General features: G+C 50.5%; 13 protein-coding genes. 6 read left to right on the top strand and 7 right to left on the bottom strand.

Annotation, left to right across the window (positions count from 1 at the left end):
- Position 1 precedes the first annotated feature (1 nt).
- The 4 genes from rng to tldD are packed head-to-tail and all read left to right on the top strand — an operon-like array spanning position 2 to position 7,739.
- Positions 2–1,471, top strand: a complete 1,470-nt coding sequence (rng, locus tag A10D4_RS03510) for a ribonuclease G (protein WP_008487779.1) — start codon at positions 2–4, stop codon at positions 1,469–1,471.
- Entirely contained in the window at positions 1,471–5,553 is a 4,083-nt protein-coding gene (locus tag A10D4_RS03505) for a YhdP family protein (RefSeq protein WP_156812072.1), read from the top strand. Before rng ends, A10D4_RS03505 begins: the two co-directional genes overlap by 1 nt.
- Positions 5,471–6,295, top strand: a complete 825-nt coding sequence (locus A10D4_RS03500) for a carbon-nitrogen hydrolase family protein (protein ID WP_040502364.1) — start codon at positions 5,471–5,473, stop codon at positions 6,293–6,295. Before A10D4_RS03505 ends, A10D4_RS03500 begins: the two co-directional genes overlap by 83 nt.
- Positions 6,288–7,739 (top strand): metalloprotease TldD, encoded by a 1,452-nt coding sequence (gene tldD / locus A10D4_RS03495; protein ID WP_008487775.1) that lies wholly within the window; start codon positions 6,288–6,290, stop codon positions 7,737–7,739. The genes A10D4_RS03500 and tldD overlap by 8 nt, the downstream gene beginning before the upstream one ends.
- Before the next feature lie 59 nt (positions 7,740–7,798).
- On the opposite strand, the gene yjgA is transcribed toward tldD, so the two are convergent.
- Positions 7,799–8,329: a ribosome biogenesis factor YjgA gene (yjgA, locus tag A10D4_RS03490; RefSeq protein ID WP_008487774.1), complete on the bottom strand. Its 531-nt coding sequence runs from the start codon at positions 8,327–8,329 to the stop codon at positions 7,799–7,801.
- Positions 8,330–8,502: 173 nt separating this feature from the next.
- Between yjgA and pmbA the strand changes: the two genes are divergently transcribed.
- Both pmbA and A10D4_RS03480 read left to right on the top strand, forming a co-directional pair.
- Positions 8,503–9,849, top strand: a complete 1,347-nt coding sequence (gene pmbA, locus A10D4_RS03485; protein WP_008487773.1) for a metalloprotease PmbA — start codon at positions 8,503–8,505, stop codon at positions 9,847–9,849.
- 51 nt (positions 9,850–9,900) lie between these two features.
- Positions 9,901–10,539 (top strand): glutathione peroxidase, encoded by a 639-nt coding sequence (locus A10D4_RS03480; protein ID WP_008487771.1) that lies wholly within the window; start codon positions 9,901–9,903, stop codon positions 10,537–10,539.
- 9 nt (positions 10,540–10,548) lie between these two features.
- Here the strand turns inward: A10D4_RS03480 and mgtE are convergent, their stop codons facing one another.
- The 6 genes from mgtE to A10D4_RS03450 all read right to left on the bottom strand — a co-directional run bounded on the left by mgtE (position 10,549) and on the right by A10D4_RS03450 (position 15,361).
- Positions 10,549–11,910, bottom strand: coding sequence for a magnesium transporter (gene mgtE, locus A10D4_RS03475; RefSeq protein WP_008487770.1), 1,362 nt, complete (start codon positions 11,908–11,910; stop codon positions 10,549–10,551).
- Between the two features lie 100 nt (positions 11,911–12,010).
- Positions 12,011–12,286, bottom strand: coding sequence for an HPr family phosphocarrier protein (locus tag A10D4_RS03470; protein ID WP_008487769.1), 276 nt, complete (start codon positions 12,284–12,286; stop codon positions 12,011–12,013).
- On the bottom strand, positions 12,286–13,131 hold the full coding sequence (gene rapZ, locus A10D4_RS03465) for an RNase adapter RapZ (protein WP_008487768.1): 846 nt from the start codon (positions 13,129–13,131) through the stop codon (positions 12,286–12,288). The genes A10D4_RS03470 and rapZ overlap by 1 nt, the downstream gene beginning before the upstream one ends.
- Positions 13,119–13,595, bottom strand: coding sequence for a PTS IIA-like nitrogen regulatory protein PtsN (gene ptsN / locus A10D4_RS03460; RefSeq protein WP_008487767.1), 477 nt, complete (start codon positions 13,593–13,595; stop codon positions 13,119–13,121). Before ptsN ends, rapZ begins: the two co-directional genes overlap by 13 nt.
- A 3-nt stretch (positions 13,596–13,598) precedes the next feature.
- Entirely contained in the window at positions 13,599–13,886 is a 288-nt protein-coding gene (gene hpf, locus A10D4_RS03455; protein WP_008487766.1) for a ribosome hibernation promoting factor, read from the bottom strand.
- 26 nt (positions 13,887–13,912) lie between these two features.
- Positions 13,913–15,361, bottom strand: coding sequence for an RNA polymerase factor sigma-54 (locus A10D4_RS03450; RefSeq protein ID WP_008487765.1), 1,449 nt, complete (start codon positions 15,359–15,361; stop codon positions 13,913–13,915).
- Positions 15,362–15,376: the final 15 nt, after the last annotated feature.

Genomic DNA, 15,376 nt, shown 5'->3' with positions numbered 1-15,376 from the left:
GATGAGCGCTGAAATTTTAATGAATGTGACGCCCACCGAAAGCCGTGTTGTTCTTATTGAAAATGGCATTTTACAAGAAGTGCATATCGAACGTCAGGCTAAACGCGGCTTAGTGGGTAACATCTATGTCGGCAAAGTGTCACGGGTGTTGCCGGGTATGCAAGCGGCGTTTGTCGATATTGGTTTAGAAAAAGCGGCTTTCTTACACGCGTCCGACATCATTACCCACATCGAAAATGTCGAAGAATTGGATCATCAACAGTTGCCAGCAAAAGACATTGCCGAGCTGGTACGAGCTGGGCAGCATATTTTGGTGCAGGTGGTGAAAGACCCGCTGGGCACCAAAGGCGCACGACTGACCACCGATATTACCATTCCCTCGCGCTATTTAGTGTTGATGCCGCAATCTCATCATGTCGGTGTGTCGCAACGTATTGAGGGCGAAGAAGAACGAGAACGATTAAAACGTATTGCTGCTGAATACTGTGATGAGCACGGTGGTTTTATCGTGCGCACGGCGGGTGAGGGCGTTTCCGACGAGGAGTTGATTCACGATGCGCAGTTTCTACGGCGGCTATGGACGACCATCCAGAAGCGTCGTAAAGGTCTACGTCGAGTCGGTATGATTTATGAAGACTTAAGTCTTGCTTGTCGTGTATTACGCGACTTTGTTGGTGAAGAAATAGAACGAATTAGAGTCGACTCGCGCGTTACCTATGAAATGCTGCTGGAGTTTATCGACGAGTTTATTCCTGAATTGCATTCAAAGTTGGAGTATTACGCCGGTGAACGGCCCATTTTTGACTTATTCGATGTCGAAAATGAAATCCAGCGTGCGCTCGACCGTAAGGTTGAACTGAAATCTGGCGGCTATCTGATCATCGACCAAACCGAGGCGATGACGACCATCGACATCAACACTGGTGGCTTTGTCGGACATCGTAATCTTGAGCAAACCATTTTTAATACCAATACCGAGGCGACTCAAGCGATAGCCCGCCAACTGCGCTTACGCAATTTGGGTGGCATTATCATCATTGATTTTATCGATATGCAGAATGCTGACCATCGTCGCCGTGTGCAGCAAAGCCTTGAGCAAGCTTTAGCTCGCGACCGGGCAAAAATTTCGGTCAACGGCTTCACCACCTTAGGTTTGATGGAACTAACCCGCAAGCGTACGCGGGAAAGCTTAGAGCATGTGCTTTGCGGCGAGTGTTCGGTGTGTCAGGGGCGAGGAACCATTAAGACCGTAGAAACGGTTTGTTACGAAATCATGCGTGAAATTGTCAGAGTGAATCGCGCATATGCGGCGGATAAATTTGTCGTATATGCATCGGCGGTTGTTGCAGAAGCGCTACTAAACGAAGAGTCGCACGCCTTGGCAGAGCTTGAAGTCTTTGTCGGCAAGCAAGTCAAAGTACAAGTAGAGCCGTTATACAGCCAAGAACAATTTGACGTGGTAATGATGTAGTGACACTGACAGCAGCAGTAAAATACACCCTCAGAAAAATGTGGTTGGCGCTGGCTATTTTGCTGGTGCTAGCGGCTTTGTTATTGAGTTTACTGCGCTATAGCTTACCGTACTTACCGGATTTAACCGCACAACTGCAGAGCTTGGTACAACAACGTTACGGCGACAATATAAGCTTTGACCACGTCAGCATGGACTGGGCCGAGCAGGGCATATCGCTGGTACTGAACGACATGCGTTTTAGTGCGCAAGAGGACGCGGCGTTGGCGGTTGACGTCAAACGGACGCTGGTGGTGTTAGATGTATGGCAGTCGCTATTGAGTAGGCAGATTAGAGCGTCAAGTTTCGTCTTAGACGGCGTCACCGTTAACTACGACATGCGTGCGGCCAACCAAAGCACATCGAAAAGCCAGTTAGTTGATAATTTAGCAACCCTATTTTTAGAACAATTACGTCAGTTCTCGGTCATCAACAGCGAAATCCGCATCACTAATTTATTAGGCGAACGTAATGATATTCGGGTCGAGCGTCTATCGTGGTTAAATCAACAACAGCGCCACCAAGGTGTCGGTCAATTACGGATTGAGCAACTGGCATCCAACGGTTTCGATTTCAACATTGAGCTACAGGGTAATGAGCCCGATGAACTCGTCGGCCAACTCTATGCCAGCGCCAACAACTTAGATGTATCGCCGTGGTTAGAAGAGGTGGTGACAGGGCTTGATGTAGAACATGCCGAAACCAATTTTACCGGTTGGTTGACCATCGAAAATGGCGAGATAAATCATGGTTTGCTGCAGTTAGGGCAAAATAATGTGCAGTGGCGTAGCCAAGGCAATTTGCATCGGCTACAACTTGCGCCAGCCAACGTAGTATTGCAAGCAACGGCTGATGGCTGGTTGCTCGGCAGCGATACGCTGCAATTTAAAACCGAGCAAGGTCAGTGGCAGCTCGCGCCGGTGGCACTGATGCAACAACATGGCCTGTATCAATTGCAAATCGAAGCCATGCCGGTCAGTGCGGTGGCGCAACTATCGGCTTTATTTGGCGATAACGCGGCGCAGGTTCAGCAATGGCTGCAGCAGGCGCAACCGCAGGGCTGGGTCGATGTGAATTGGCAGCAACGGCGGCAACAAGCTGATTTGTGGTATTTGCGTGGTACGCAACTCGGCTGGCAAAGTGTTGACGATATTCCGGGCGCGGACGAACTCCAGAGTGAGATCTGGTTTCAGAACCCGAATTCGGAGCAGGGCGCTGCTAGCGATGATTTGCGCATGGGCTACGGTAGCTGGCGATTACAGGCCACTAATAGTGCGCTGACGAGTCGTTACCTAGATAGCGAAGTACCGGTGATTGTTGACCGCTTGGCGCTGACGGGGCAGTTGGAACTGAATGCCGAGCAATGGCTGCTACGGGTGACTCGCGGTGAACTGGCGATAGCCGATGCTCAAGCGCAGTTCGCTGGTCGCTTGTGGCAACAACCACAGCAACCGCTGCAACTGGCATTACGACTGCAGAATGAACGACCGCTGAGTGTAGCGACTGCACGCCAATTATTGCCGGTGATCATGGGGCAGGATACTCGCCAGTATTTGCGCCAGTCGTTGCAAGCCGGTGATATTCAGACGGTTAATTTGAGTTGGCGTGGGCCGGTTGACGAGTTTCCTTACGCGCAACATCAAGGCGTTTTTAACGGTCAAGTACGCGTTGATAATCTGACCTTCAAATTTCAGCCTGACTGGCCTGCGTTAATCGACACCACGGTCTTGCTTGATTTTTACAACGAACGCTTGAGTATTTATTCCGATAGCGGTGATTTGGTCGGCATACCGGTAGGGCAGGCCAGCGCTGTTATTGCGGACCTCGGTGATAGTCAGGGGGCGGTTGAAATCACTGCTGAAACCACAGCGCAAGCTAGCGCTATTCGTGACTTAATGCAGCAAAGTAGTCTTGCCGATAGCGTTGGCGCTGCATTGGACGAAGTGGTGCCAGAGGGACCGGTTAGCGGTCAGGTAAAATTACACATTCCTTTTTCAGCAGGGGCTGATGTGGCTGTCAGCGGATCGGCGCAACTGCGCGATAACCGCTTATACGTGAGTGCGATAGATACTCAGTTTGAACAAGTCAGCGGGCGCTTAAGTTTTGCGCAAGAGCAGTTTATTGTCGATGACTTAGTTCTACATTGGCAGGGCATGCCAATTCAAGCCAAGGTTAACGGTAAGCCGACGCAGCCAGCCGCCGAGCAGAACACGCTAACGAAAAACGACGTATACCAAGTCAGTGTGGTTAGCGATGCTGATTGGCAAACCGAACCCTTGTATAAACGTGTGCCGGAATTACCCTTGCAGCCATGGCTTTATGGCGCAGTTAACTGGCACGGTGAGTTGCAGCTGATGTTGCAGACGAGTTCACGGTATCGCTTTAACTGGGATATGCAAACCGATTTAACCGGTTTGCAATCGACTCTGCCGGCGCCGCTAAACAAAGAGTTTGGTGACAGCGACCAACTGCGGCTAACGGTAGAGGGGGATGAAGAACACGTCGATATACGCAGCGATATTACCAACCGCTTGCGTTTTAGTGCTCAGTTGAAGCCGCAGCAGGGTAAGCTGGCGATGACACAAGGACGGTTACATTTGGGGGTGCCGTTAACAGGCCAAGACCGTGATAGTCGCGCGCGATTTTTGGTCACCGCAGGTCTGGTACAGGCCGATGTCAGTGACTGGTATCAATTGTTAGACAATATCATTGCCCCACAACGAGAACCGTCAGCAAACGATAAAGCATCGATGCGGCAACAGCCCTCGTGGTTACTGTTACCCGATGCCATTCATGTGCAGACTCCGCGTTTGAGTTGGCTGGGGCAACAGTTAACAAAGGTCGATGTGCGTGCTTGGCCTGTCTTGGCAAACCCCTCAACCAGCAACAGTCGTCAGCAAAGCGATAATAGCCAAGCTAGCCCGAGTGCCGCTAGCGATGGCGGTTGGCAAATTGAATTGCACGCCGAACAAACGGACGTTGATGTCAGTTTGGCGTCGGACTTTTTTGCCGATGGCATTACCATCAACGCCAATTATTTGAACTTAAGCGAATGGCCTGAAAGCTTTTCTGCTCAGGCCGAGCAAGTCGACACTAGCATCTTCAAACGTTTACCGCCGGTACAAGTATTCTGTCGGCAATGCGCTTTTCAAGCCCATGATTTAGGACAGATACGGCTGCGTTTAACGCCGATTCAACAGGGTGTTCGGATCCAGCAGTTAAGTGTCGAAAAAGACCGTGACAGTTTACAAGCTGAAGGGCTTTGGTATGCCACCGAAGAAGGCGGCTTTCAAACCTATTTCAAAGGGCAACTAGACAGCGCCGATATCGGCGATTTATTCAGTGAATATGATTTGACCTCGGTGGTGCGCGACAGTCCTGCAACGATTAGCTTCGACTTAAATTGGGCTGGCTTACCGCATCAGGTTAGTTTAGGAGCCTTGGAGGGAACCGCCAGCTTTAAGTTTGGTAATGGTTACTTGGCCGAAGTGAATGATGGCGCCCGTATTTTCTCTATTCTTAGCCTTGATAGCATTTTGCGTAAATTGACCTTAGATTTCCGCGATATTTTCTCGCAAGGCATGTTCTACACCGATTTTAGCGGTGATTTGAGCTTTGCCGGTGGCGTGGTGAGTACTGATAATACTCGTATGCAAGGTGCGGCTGGCGATATGTCGGTGCAAGGTACGACCAACCTCAATAATAACCAATTGAACTACAGCTTGAGTTATGTTCCCAAGGTAACCTCGAGTTTACCGATTATTGTGGCGTGGATGGTTAATCCGCCGTCAGGACTTGCTGCACTGTTTTTAGATAAAGTCTTGCATGATGCGCAGGTCATCTCCAAACTGGAGTATCGTGTGACCGGAACCATCGAAAAGCCGGTGGTTGAGGAAGTAGCGCGAGATAGCAAAAAAGTGGAACTTCCAGCACAAGCCAAGGAGGCTGGTGATGACACAGATGACGCAAATAACGGCGCTGCAAATGAGCAGCCGAGTGCAGCCGCAGGAAAATCTACAACGGGTCAGGACGCTATGCGCTAAATTGCCGCAAGCGCGGCCACAACTGGTGGTCTTGCCAGAAGCTTTTAGTTGCTTTGGTGGTGGCGACAAGCAGCAACTAGCCGTCGCCGAGGCGCTCGGTGACGGTCCCATCCAACAAGCACTTAGCGAGATTGCACAAGAGTTCGATATTTGGCTTTGTGCGGGCACCGTACCGATCAAGACCGGTGATAAGTTCTATGCCGCAAGCCTATTGTATAATGCCGCTGGCGAGCAGGTTGCGCAATACAATAAAATCCACCTGTTTGATGTAGAAGTGGCTGACAACACTAAGCGCTACTTAGAGTCTGCGGTGACCGAACCCGGTCAGCAACTGGTGGTGGTCGACTCACCCTTTGGTCAGCTGGGTATGGCCGTATGCTATGATGTACGCTTTCCCGAGTTGTTTCGTGCGCTGCGTGAACGAGGCGCGGAAATTATTTTGTTACCCTCTGCGTTCACGCGCGTTACTGGTGCCGCTCATTGGCACGTGTTAACTCGCGCTCGCGCTATTGAACAGCAGTGCTACGTGATTGCGGCGGGGCAGTATGGTGTACACGAAAATGGCCGCGAAACTTACGGCCACAGCTTAATCGTTAGCCCTTGGGGACAGGTGTTGGCAGAACAAGCGCATGGCGAAGGCGTGATCAGCACCGCGGTTGATAGCGACGAACTCGCCAGTATCCGGCGGCGAATGCCGGTTAATTCTCATAATCGTTTTAAGGTAACGCAACAGCATGAGTAATTCTCAGCAGGTCATGCAATCGCTTTTGACCCAGCATCAACTCAGTACCGAACAACTGCAGCAATCATTAGCCAAGGTTTATAGTGGCGCTATCGACTTTGCTGATATTTATTTACAAAGTAGTCGTAACGAATCCTGGGTACTCGAGGATGGTATTGTTAAAGACGGCAGTTTTCATATTGAAACCGGCTTAGGCGTGCGCGCTGTTTACGGTGATAAAACCGGCTTTGCTTATGCCGATGAAATTTCGTTGGCGGCGTTGGAGACTGCGGCAAAGGCGGCTCGTGGCATCACTCAGCAAGGCCAGCAAGGTAAGTTGAAAGTGCTGCAGTCGGTTACGGCCGAGGCGCGTTATGGCGCAATCGATCCGCTACAGACCTTAACCGAAGCCGAGAAAATTCAACTATTACGTGATGCTGACCAATTTGCACGCCAGTTAGATGCTCGGGTGAGTCAGGTCATTGTTAGTTTATCAGGTAGTTACGACGACGTTTTGGTCGCTGCTAGCGATGGCACCTTAGCGACCGATAGCCGCCCGTTAGTAAGAATGAACTGTAGCGTCTTGGTTGAGCATAACGGCCGCCGTGAGCGCGGTAGTTCAGGCGGCGGTGCTCGTTTGGGTTATCGGTTTTTCTTGCAACAGGATAGCAAGCAGCAGCCACGTTGGCAGCATTACGTGAAAGAAGCGGTACGTATGGCATTAGTCAATCTTGAGGCTCGCCCTGCGCCAGCAGGGACTATGCCTGTGGTATTAGGCGCTGGTTGGCCCGGGGTATTGTTACACGAAGCTGTCGGTCATGGCCTTGAAGGTGATTTTAACCGCAAGGAATCGTCAGCTTATTCTGGCAAGATTGGTGAGAAAGTGGCTTCATCACTGTGCACTATTGTTGATGATGGCACGCTCAACGACAGACGTGGATCGTTATCGATAGACGATGAGGGTACCGCTGCAGGCTACAACGTGTTGATCGAAAATGGTGTGCTAAAGGGTTATATGCAAGATAAGTTGAATGCACGCTTGATGGGCATGGCGGCAACCGGTAATGGCCGCCGTGAATCTTATGCGCATTTACCCATGCCGCGTATGACCAATACTTATATGCTGGCGGGCGAGAGTGACCCGGAAGAGATCATTGGCTCGGTTAAACGTGGTATTTATGCACCGCAGTTTGCTGGTGGGCAAGTAGACATTACCTCGGGTAAATTCGTGTTTTCGGCCTCCGAAGCCTATTTGATTGAGGACGGCAAATTAACGGTGCCATTAAAAGGAGCCACGTTAATTGGTAATGGCCCCCAAGCCATGTCCCAAGTGTCGATGGTAGGCAACGATTTAGCCTTAGACGAAGGGGTCGGTGTGTGCGGCAAAGACGGTCAAAGCGTGCCGGTTGGGGTGGGGCAGCCGACCTTAAAACTGGATGCGATGACGGTGGGCGGCACCGAATAAGCATCGACAGTTAGCGGTTAGTTGTCACTAACCGCTAACTGTCATGAAGGCCAAGCGGACTACGCTGATGTTTGCAAATCACGCAAATAAATAAACAATTCGCGCGCGGCTCGCGGCGGTTTCTGTGCTTCGCGCTGCTGCTTAGCTTGGCGTTGTAGCTGTCGCAGTTTTTGACGTTCGGCAAGAGGAAACTCAGCAAGCACGCTATCGACACCGGCTTCGCCGTCAAATAATACTTGATCACGTAGTTGCTCCAACGCATGAAAACGCTCATTGGCTTGTTGTTGCGGTTGCTCGATTTGCTGTAATGCTTGATTGATGGCATCGGCGTCCTGTTTGCGCATCAGCTTTCCGATCAACTGTAATTGGCGGCGAAAACCTTCGCGTTTATTACGAATGCGTTGGCCTAAATGGAGCGCCTCGCGTAAGTCATCGGTGATGGGGAGCTCGTCAATTTGTGCTGGTCTTAATGATAGTAAGCGCTCGCCCAATTGCTGCAATGCAGCCATTTCACGTTTTTTCTGTGATTTACTGACAAAATCATCATCGTCGTCGTGGGCGTCAGTAAAATGGTCATCCTGGTTACGCATGGGGGTAAGGCTCCTGTCAACTGCAATGCGAATGGCTTAGTTTACATCATTGTCAGCGCGAAGCCGATCTGAATGCGAGCGATCTATGCTATGCTGGCAGAAAATTTATCGCTAAAAATATCGTAATAACCGATGCGGGTATCGGTCAGTGGCGAATCGACTTAGGAGTTTTTGTGAGCAGCCAACAAGCGCAATTACAACGTCAAATGGAACAAGTAAAAACCGCTGTCGCGGACGCGTTGGCGCAAGCCGATAAAGCAGGTGCTAGCGCTGCAGAGTGTGCGATTAGTCGCAGTAGTGGGATTTCCGTAGGCACACGCTTAGGTGAGGTTGAAACGGTTGAGTTCAACCAAGATGGGGCGTTGGGAATTACCGTTTACCGCGATCAGTGCAAGGGGTCGGCATCAACCACCGACTTAGCACCTCAGGCGATTAAAGCGGCGGTCAGTAAAGCGTGTGAGATTGCTCGTTATACCTCCAGTGATCCGGCGGCGGGTTTAGCACCTGCTGAGATGATGGCGTATGACTACCCTGATCTAAATTTGTATTTTGATGCCGACCAAAGTGCTGATTACGCACTGCAGCAAGCACTGGCTTGCGAACGCCACGCGTTAGGCCTGGATGCGCGTATCGTGAATTCGGATGGAGCCAGCTATAGCAGCCACGCAGGCTTTCGCGTATATGGAAATAGCCATGGCTTCATCGGTGGTTATTTACAGTCTAGGCAGTCATTGAGTTGTGTCTTAATTGCAAAACAAGAAGAACAGATGCAACGCGATTTTAGCTACAGCGTCGCTCGTGACCAGCAACAACTGCTATCGCCTGCCGTGGTGGCCGAACAAGCTGCAAAAGAAACCTTGGCGCGCTTAAACGCACGTAAAATTGATACCGCTAAGGTGCCCGTCATCTTTCGTGCCGATGTCGCCAACAGCCTGTTTGGTCATCTAGTCGGCGCTATCAGTGGTGGCAACCTTTATCGTAAATCAAGCTTCCTGTTGGATAGCATCGGCCAGCAAATATTGCCCGATTGGTTGACTATTGAAGAACAGCCGCACTTGTCAGGTGCGTTGGCGAGCAGCCCGTTTGATAATGAAGGGGTGCGTACCAAAACACAAACCATCATTGACAAAGGTCAGTTGCAGACCTATTTAATTACTAGCTACGCGGCCCGCAAGTTGGACTTACCGGTAACCGGCCATGCCGGTGGTATCCACAACTGGCGTGTCAGTCATGGTGAGCAAGATTTAGCGGCGTTATGTAAGCAGATGGGGCGTGGTTTATTGGTGACTGAATTAATGGGGCAAGGCGTTAATTTGGTCAACGGTGATTACTCCCGAGGAGCCGCAGGTTTTTGGGTCGAGCACGGCGAAATTCAGTATGCCGTTGAAGAAATTACCATCGCCGGCAACTTGGCCGACATGTTTAAACAGATTGTGGCTGTCGGTAACGATGTCGACCATCGCCATGGCGTACTGACCGGTTCAGTGTTGATCGAGCAAATGCGGATAGCCGGTAATTAATCGCGCTAGCGACTCAATAATGCAGCGTGTCTCGGATTTAATGAGGTGTTTATGAAAAATCTCTTAACAAGTGTGGTGGTTGCTGGATTTGTCGGTATGGCGGGGGTAAGTGGCGCAAGCGCTTATCCAATACAGGCTGAAACAGCCTCGGCTAGCACTAGCGAGGAATCAGCGCCGCAGCAATGTGGGGCGATTTTGCAGCATCAAGTGCAGCAGTTGCGTAGCGACCAGTCGACCGACTTGTGTCAGGCTTTTCACGGTAAGGTGGTGTTATTTGTGAATACTGCCAGTGAGTGCGGTTTTACGCCGCAATTTGAAGGCTTAGAGGCGCTTTATCAGCGCTATAAAGATCAGGGCTTGGTTATCGCTGGGTTTCCTTCTGACTCATTTAATCAAGAATTTGCCGAGGCCGATAAAACGGCAGAGGTCTGCTTTGTCAATTATGGTGTGACCTTTCCCATGTTTAGTGCCAGTAAAGTCACTGGTGAGCAAGCCAACCCAGTGTTTAAGGCGTTGATTGCGGCATCGGGCACCAAGCCAAAGTGGAATTTTTATAAGTACTTGGTAGGCCGTGATGAGCAAGTTATCGATAGCTATTCAAGCTTTACCGCGCCTGACGACGACGATTTGATCGAAGCGATCGAACAGGCGTTAGCGGCTAATACGGGTAGCGCTAAGACAACGCCTTAGCGCCTGCGGTCAGGTAAGCAGTAGCGTCGCCGTTCCCAGAAAGGCAAAAATTCCAACCACGTCGGTAACGGTGGTCAGTATGACACCGCCGGCGAGTGCCGGATCGATGTTAAAACGCTTCAGTATTAAAGGAATGGTAACGCCGGCCAAACCCGCCGCTAGTAGGTTCATCATCATGGCAAAGGCGATAATGCCGCCGATAACCCAATCTTGCTTCCACAGCGCCACCACAGCGGCAATCAGTATTGCCCAGATCGCACCATTAATCGCGCCGATAGCCAGTTCCTTACCGATCAGCCAACGCGAGTTACTTTGACTGATATGACCCATGGCCATGGCGCGGATAACCAATGTCAGCGTTTGGCTACCGGCAATCCCACCCATGCTAGGAACAATGGTATTTAAAATGGCAAGAATCGCCATTTGCGCCAAAATGTCCTCGAACATCGAGCTAACGGCTGCGGCTAATAACGCCGTCACCAAGTTAACGGCCAACCAAACCGACCGGCGCCGTGCCGAAGTCACCACTGGCGCAAAGGTATCCTCGTCATCCTCTAAACCGGCCATACTGAGCATCGAGTGCTGAGCTTCTTCACGAATGATGTCGACCACGTCATCAATGGTAATACGGCCTAGTAGTCGGTTGTCGTCGTCAATAACCGGCGCCGAGACCCAGTCGTGGCGTTCAAACAACTTAGCGACTTCGGTGTCTTCCAAGTTAGCGGGGATGCCCTGTACGTCCGCTTGCATGACTTCGCTAACTAATAGGCTAGGCTCAACGGTGAGTAGCGAGGCTAACGAAATTTCGCCGATAAAACGGTCGTCACGATTGACCACATAAAGCTTATCGGTTGCTTCTGGTAGCTCACCCTTTAGTCTTAGGTAACGCAACACCACATCAATACTCACCTCGGGGCGCAGGGTGATGGTATCGGTGTTCATCATGCCGCCGGCACTGTCTTCGTCGTAGGATAAGGCCATTTCTGCGCGTTGCCGGTCTTGGCTATCCATCGATTTGAGGACTTCTTGGTAAACCGGATCAGGCAAGCCGCGCAATACGTAAGCCAAATCATCGGTATCCATACCCTCGGTAGCGGCCGCCAGCTTCTCCGGTGCCATTTGTCGGATGATGGACTTTTGTACTTCTTCGGAAAGCTCTTCGAGGATATCGCCATGCTCATCGGCATCGACCAGTTGCCAAATCACGGCCCGAGTTTTTGGGGGGGATGATTCTAACAGCAGGGCGACGTCGCAGGCAGGGGTATTGTGCAGCATACGCCGCGCTAGCACATACATGCCGCTGGCTAAGGCATCATTAACCTCTTGAATTCGCTGAATAGCAAACTCTTTGTCCGAAAGTTCTGCGACCATCGACATCCCCTGCATGAGTCCGGCACTGCGCCACATTAATCGCTAAATGGTACAGGATTATCAGTCGCTTAGGCAAACGTCAACCGTTGTTTGCGCGGCTTTATTCAGCTTCTTCGAAGCGCTGTTCGATGAGGTCGGTGATGGCATCAAGTGCTTGCTCGGCGTCGTCGCCGTCGGCAATCACTTCGATTTGCTTGCCTTGCTGGCTGGCTAGTAACAGCAGACACATCACGCTGGCAGCGTCGACCTCTTGTTCTGCCTGGCGAATGCGAACGGCGGCCTGAAAGCGTTGGCTAAGCTGAGCCAGTTTAGTCGCGGCACGGGCATGTAGGCCCAACTTATTGCGAATAGTCAGAGTACGGCTAACACGCGGCATTACTTATCCAGCTCCCGGTGACGTAATTGAATGCTTAAACCCTGCTGACGGAAATGTTCGGCCAGCTGTTCGGCAATGTAAACCGAGCGGTGCTGGCCGCCGGTACAACCGATAGCGATGGTTAAATAACTGCGATTACTGCGCTGAAAGTGAGGTAGCCAAGTCGATAAGAAATTTTCGACCTGATAAATGTATTTGGTGACCAACGGTTGTTGACCAAAGTATCGCTTAACGTCATTGTCACGGCCGGTTAACGGCTTCAACTCCGGTTGCCAATGCGGATTGGGTAATATGCGTGCGTCGAAGACAAAATCGGCCGACTTGGGTGGGCCATGTTTAAAACCAAACGATTCACACACCACGATCAGTTTTTGCGCGGCGCGACCGAGCACGCGCTCGGTCACTTGCTCACTTAATTGATGCACGCTGAGGTTGCTACTATCAATGCGCCAAGTCGCTCGTTCCATCAATGGTTCAAGCAGCTGGTACTCTAAGCGTAGCGCCTCGGGCAACGGTAATTCACTGCGTGATAATGGGTGTAAGCGGCGGGTTTCGCCAAAGCGTTGTAGTAACACACTGTCATCGGAATCGATAAACAATACGTCGGGTTTGACCTGTTGCGGTAAAAAATCGAGTGACTCTAACAGTTCGTCGGGCTGTTCTGGCAAATTGCGTACATCAATGCTGACCGCGATGGCTTCACACTGGCTCAGCACCGCATGCACCAGCGTTGGCAATAGGCTGATCGGTAAGTTATCGACGCAGTAAAAACCAAGGTCTTCCAAGACTCTGAGTGCGATAGTTTTTCCTGAGCCAGAACGGCCGCTGACGACTATAAGCTGCATGAACCGTTATCACCGCCTTGGCCAGTGAAAATGTCGTACAACTGTTGGTCGCTCTCGGCCTTGCGCATGGCTTGGCAGCAACCTTGCTCGTTCATCCGCTTGGCAACTTGCGCTAGCGTCTGTAAGTGGTCATCGTGTTGGTCTTCTGGCACCAACAAAGCAAAGATGATATCCACGGGTTGGTTATCGATGGCATCGAAATCAATGGGCTCCGAGGTGGTCAATAAGACCGCCACCGGCTGTGTTGCCGAGGCTAATCGGCCGTGTGGGATGGCAATGCCTAAGCCAATACCTGTGCTGCCTAAACGTTCGCGGTTAAGTAGGCTCTCAAAAACATCTTGGCGAGTGGTGCCGGAGAGTTTTGGTGCGGCCAATTGGCTAATGGTTTCAAGCAGCTTCTTTTTACTTGCGCCCTGAACTGCACAGCGTGTGCAGTCCGGGCTCAACAGCGTGGATAGATCCATGATTTAGTGACGTTTCATCTTTTCTTTGTGTTTAATAATCTGGCGATCTAATTTATCGATTAGACCATCAATCGCCGCGTACATATCGTCATGTTCGGCGTTGGCAAAAATTTCACCACCGCTAACGTGGAGCGTAGCTTCCGCTTTTTGCGTATTTTTTTCAACATTCAAAATCACATGAACGTTACTAATGTGATCAAAATGTCGCTCTAACTTGGCAAATTTTGTGTCCACGTAGTCCCGTAGTGGCTCAGTAATGTCAATGTGATGACCGCTCAGATTGATTTGCATAGTGCCTGTCCTTCTTTTGCCAGTGGTTAAATAAGACGCTTGCGCTGACTCGATGAGGCGATATTTAACGACTCACGATACTTCGCAATTGTCCTTCTTGCTACTTGGATTCCTTGTTCTGCCATGAGTTCAGCAATTTTGTTATCGCTTAATGGTTTAGCGGGGTTTTCCGCCGCAACCAATTTTTTGATCAAGGCACGAATGGCAGTTGATGAACACTCGCCACCATTTTCGGTGCTAACGTGGCTGGAGAAAAAGTACTTCAGCTCAAAAATACCGCGTGGCGTATGCATATATTTTTGCGTGGTGACACGAGAAATCGTCGATTCATGCATATCAACAGCTTCGGCAACATCGTTTAACACCATCGGCTTCATCGCCTCCTCGCCGTACTCAAAAAAGGCTTGCTGCTTGGCAACAATACAGTTGGCAACTTTTAACAGCGTTTCATTACGACTTTCGATGCTCTTAATGAACCAACGCGCTTCTTGTGTATGATTGCGGATGTATTGCATATCGGCACTATTGCGTGCCGTTTTACTCATTGCCGCATAGGTTTCATTAACACGAATCTTCGGCATGCTATCGGGGTTTAGCTCAACCACCCAGCGCATACCTTTTTTATTTACCGTTACATCAGGTATGACATAATCTGGCTCGGATTGCACGATATTATCGCCCGGACGAGGATTGAGCTGCTGAATCAGGCCGACGATGTCTTTTAGTTCATCTTCTTTAACGCGTAACTTGCGCGCTAATCCTCGATAGTCGCGGTTTGCTAGTAACGGCATGTAATGCTGAACGACCGTGCAAGCGTGCGATTTAGCGGCAACTTCATCGGGTATTTGTCGTAATTGCAGCAACAGGCATTCAGCGACGTCGCGTGCGCCTACACCGATGGGGTCGAATAACTGCACGCGCTTTAACACCATGCAGACTTCTTCCAATTCGACCTCGGGCAAGTTGACGGCCTCGACCAGCTCTTCTATCGATAGCGTTAGATAACCCGCGTCGTTTATCGCTTCAATGATAGCGGTGGCGATAGTTTCGTCTTCTTCGCTAAAGTGCGATAGACGCATTTGCCATAGCAAATAATCTTGCAGTGACTCCGATGTTGCACCTTGATAAACCTCGTCGTCAGCGCTGCTAACCGCCTGACTGACGATACCGTTGCCGGCACTGTAGGTATCATCCCAACTGCTGTCGATGGGTAAGTCGTCGGGCAAATCCTGCTTTTTCATCGCTTCAGAAGCTTCTACCGCACTGTCATCTTTATGCGAGTCGGACCTTTCGTGTTCGCTACTATCGGCGGTATCGCTATCGGCATCGATTTCTAGCAGTGGGTTAGCGTCGAGTGCTTCTTGAATTTCTTGTTGCAGCTCTAACGACGATAATTGCAACAAACGGATCGCCTGCTGCAACTGCGGTGTCATGGTGAGTTGTTGGCCAATTTTAAGCTGCAGGCTTTGCTTCATAGAAAAAGGTTTCCG

This window comes from Idiomarina xiamenensis 10-D-4 (genome assembly GCF_000299895.1).
Lineage (GTDB): Bacteria > Pseudomonadota > Gammaproteobacteria > Enterobacterales > Alteromonadaceae > Idiomarina > Idiomarina xiamenensis.
This window is presented reverse-complemented; position numbering and strand designations above follow the sequence as displayed.

Bases quoted from the DNA above. Each gene is read 5' to 3' on its own strand.
- rng (WP_008487779.1), top strand. From the start codon at position 2: ATGAGCGCTGAAATTTTAATGAATGTGACGCCCACCGAAAGCCGTGTT.
- A10D4_RS03500 (WP_040502364.1), top strand. From the start codon at position 5,471: ATGACGCAAATAACGGCGCTGCAAATGAGCAGCCGAGTGCAGCCGCAG.
- tldD (WP_008487775.1), top strand. From the start codon at position 6,288: ATGAGTAATTCTCAGCAGGTCATGCAATCGCTTTTGACCCAGCATCAA.
- yjgA (WP_008487774.1), bottom strand. From the start codon at position 8,329: ATGCGTAACCAGGATGACCATTTTACTGACGCCCACGACGACGATGAT.
- A10D4_RS03480 (WP_008487771.1), top strand. From the start codon at position 9,901: ATGAAAAATCTCTTAACAAGTGTGGTGGTTGCTGGATTTGTCGGTATG.
- mgtE (WP_008487770.1), bottom strand. From the start codon at position 11,910: ATGGTCGCAGAACTTTCGGACAAAGAGTTTGCTATTCAGCGAATTCAA.
- A10D4_RS03470 (WP_008487769.1), bottom strand. From the start codon at position 12,286: ATGCCGCGTGTTAGCCGTACTCTGACTATTCGCAATAAGTTGGGCCTA.
- rapZ (WP_008487768.1), bottom strand. From the start codon at position 13,131: ATGCAGCTTATAGTCGTCAGCGGCCGTTCTGGCTCAGGAAAAACTATC.
- ptsN (WP_008487767.1), bottom strand. From the start codon at position 13,595: ATGGATCTATCCACGCTGTTGAGCCCGGACTGCACACGCTGTGCAGTT.
- hpf (WP_008487766.1), bottom strand. From the start codon at position 13,886: ATGCAAATCAATCTGAGCGGTCATCACATTGACATTACTGAGCCACTA.
- A10D4_RS03450 (WP_008487765.1), bottom strand. From the start codon at position 15,361: ATGAAGCAAAGCCTGCAGCTTAAAATTGGCCAACAACTCACCATGACA.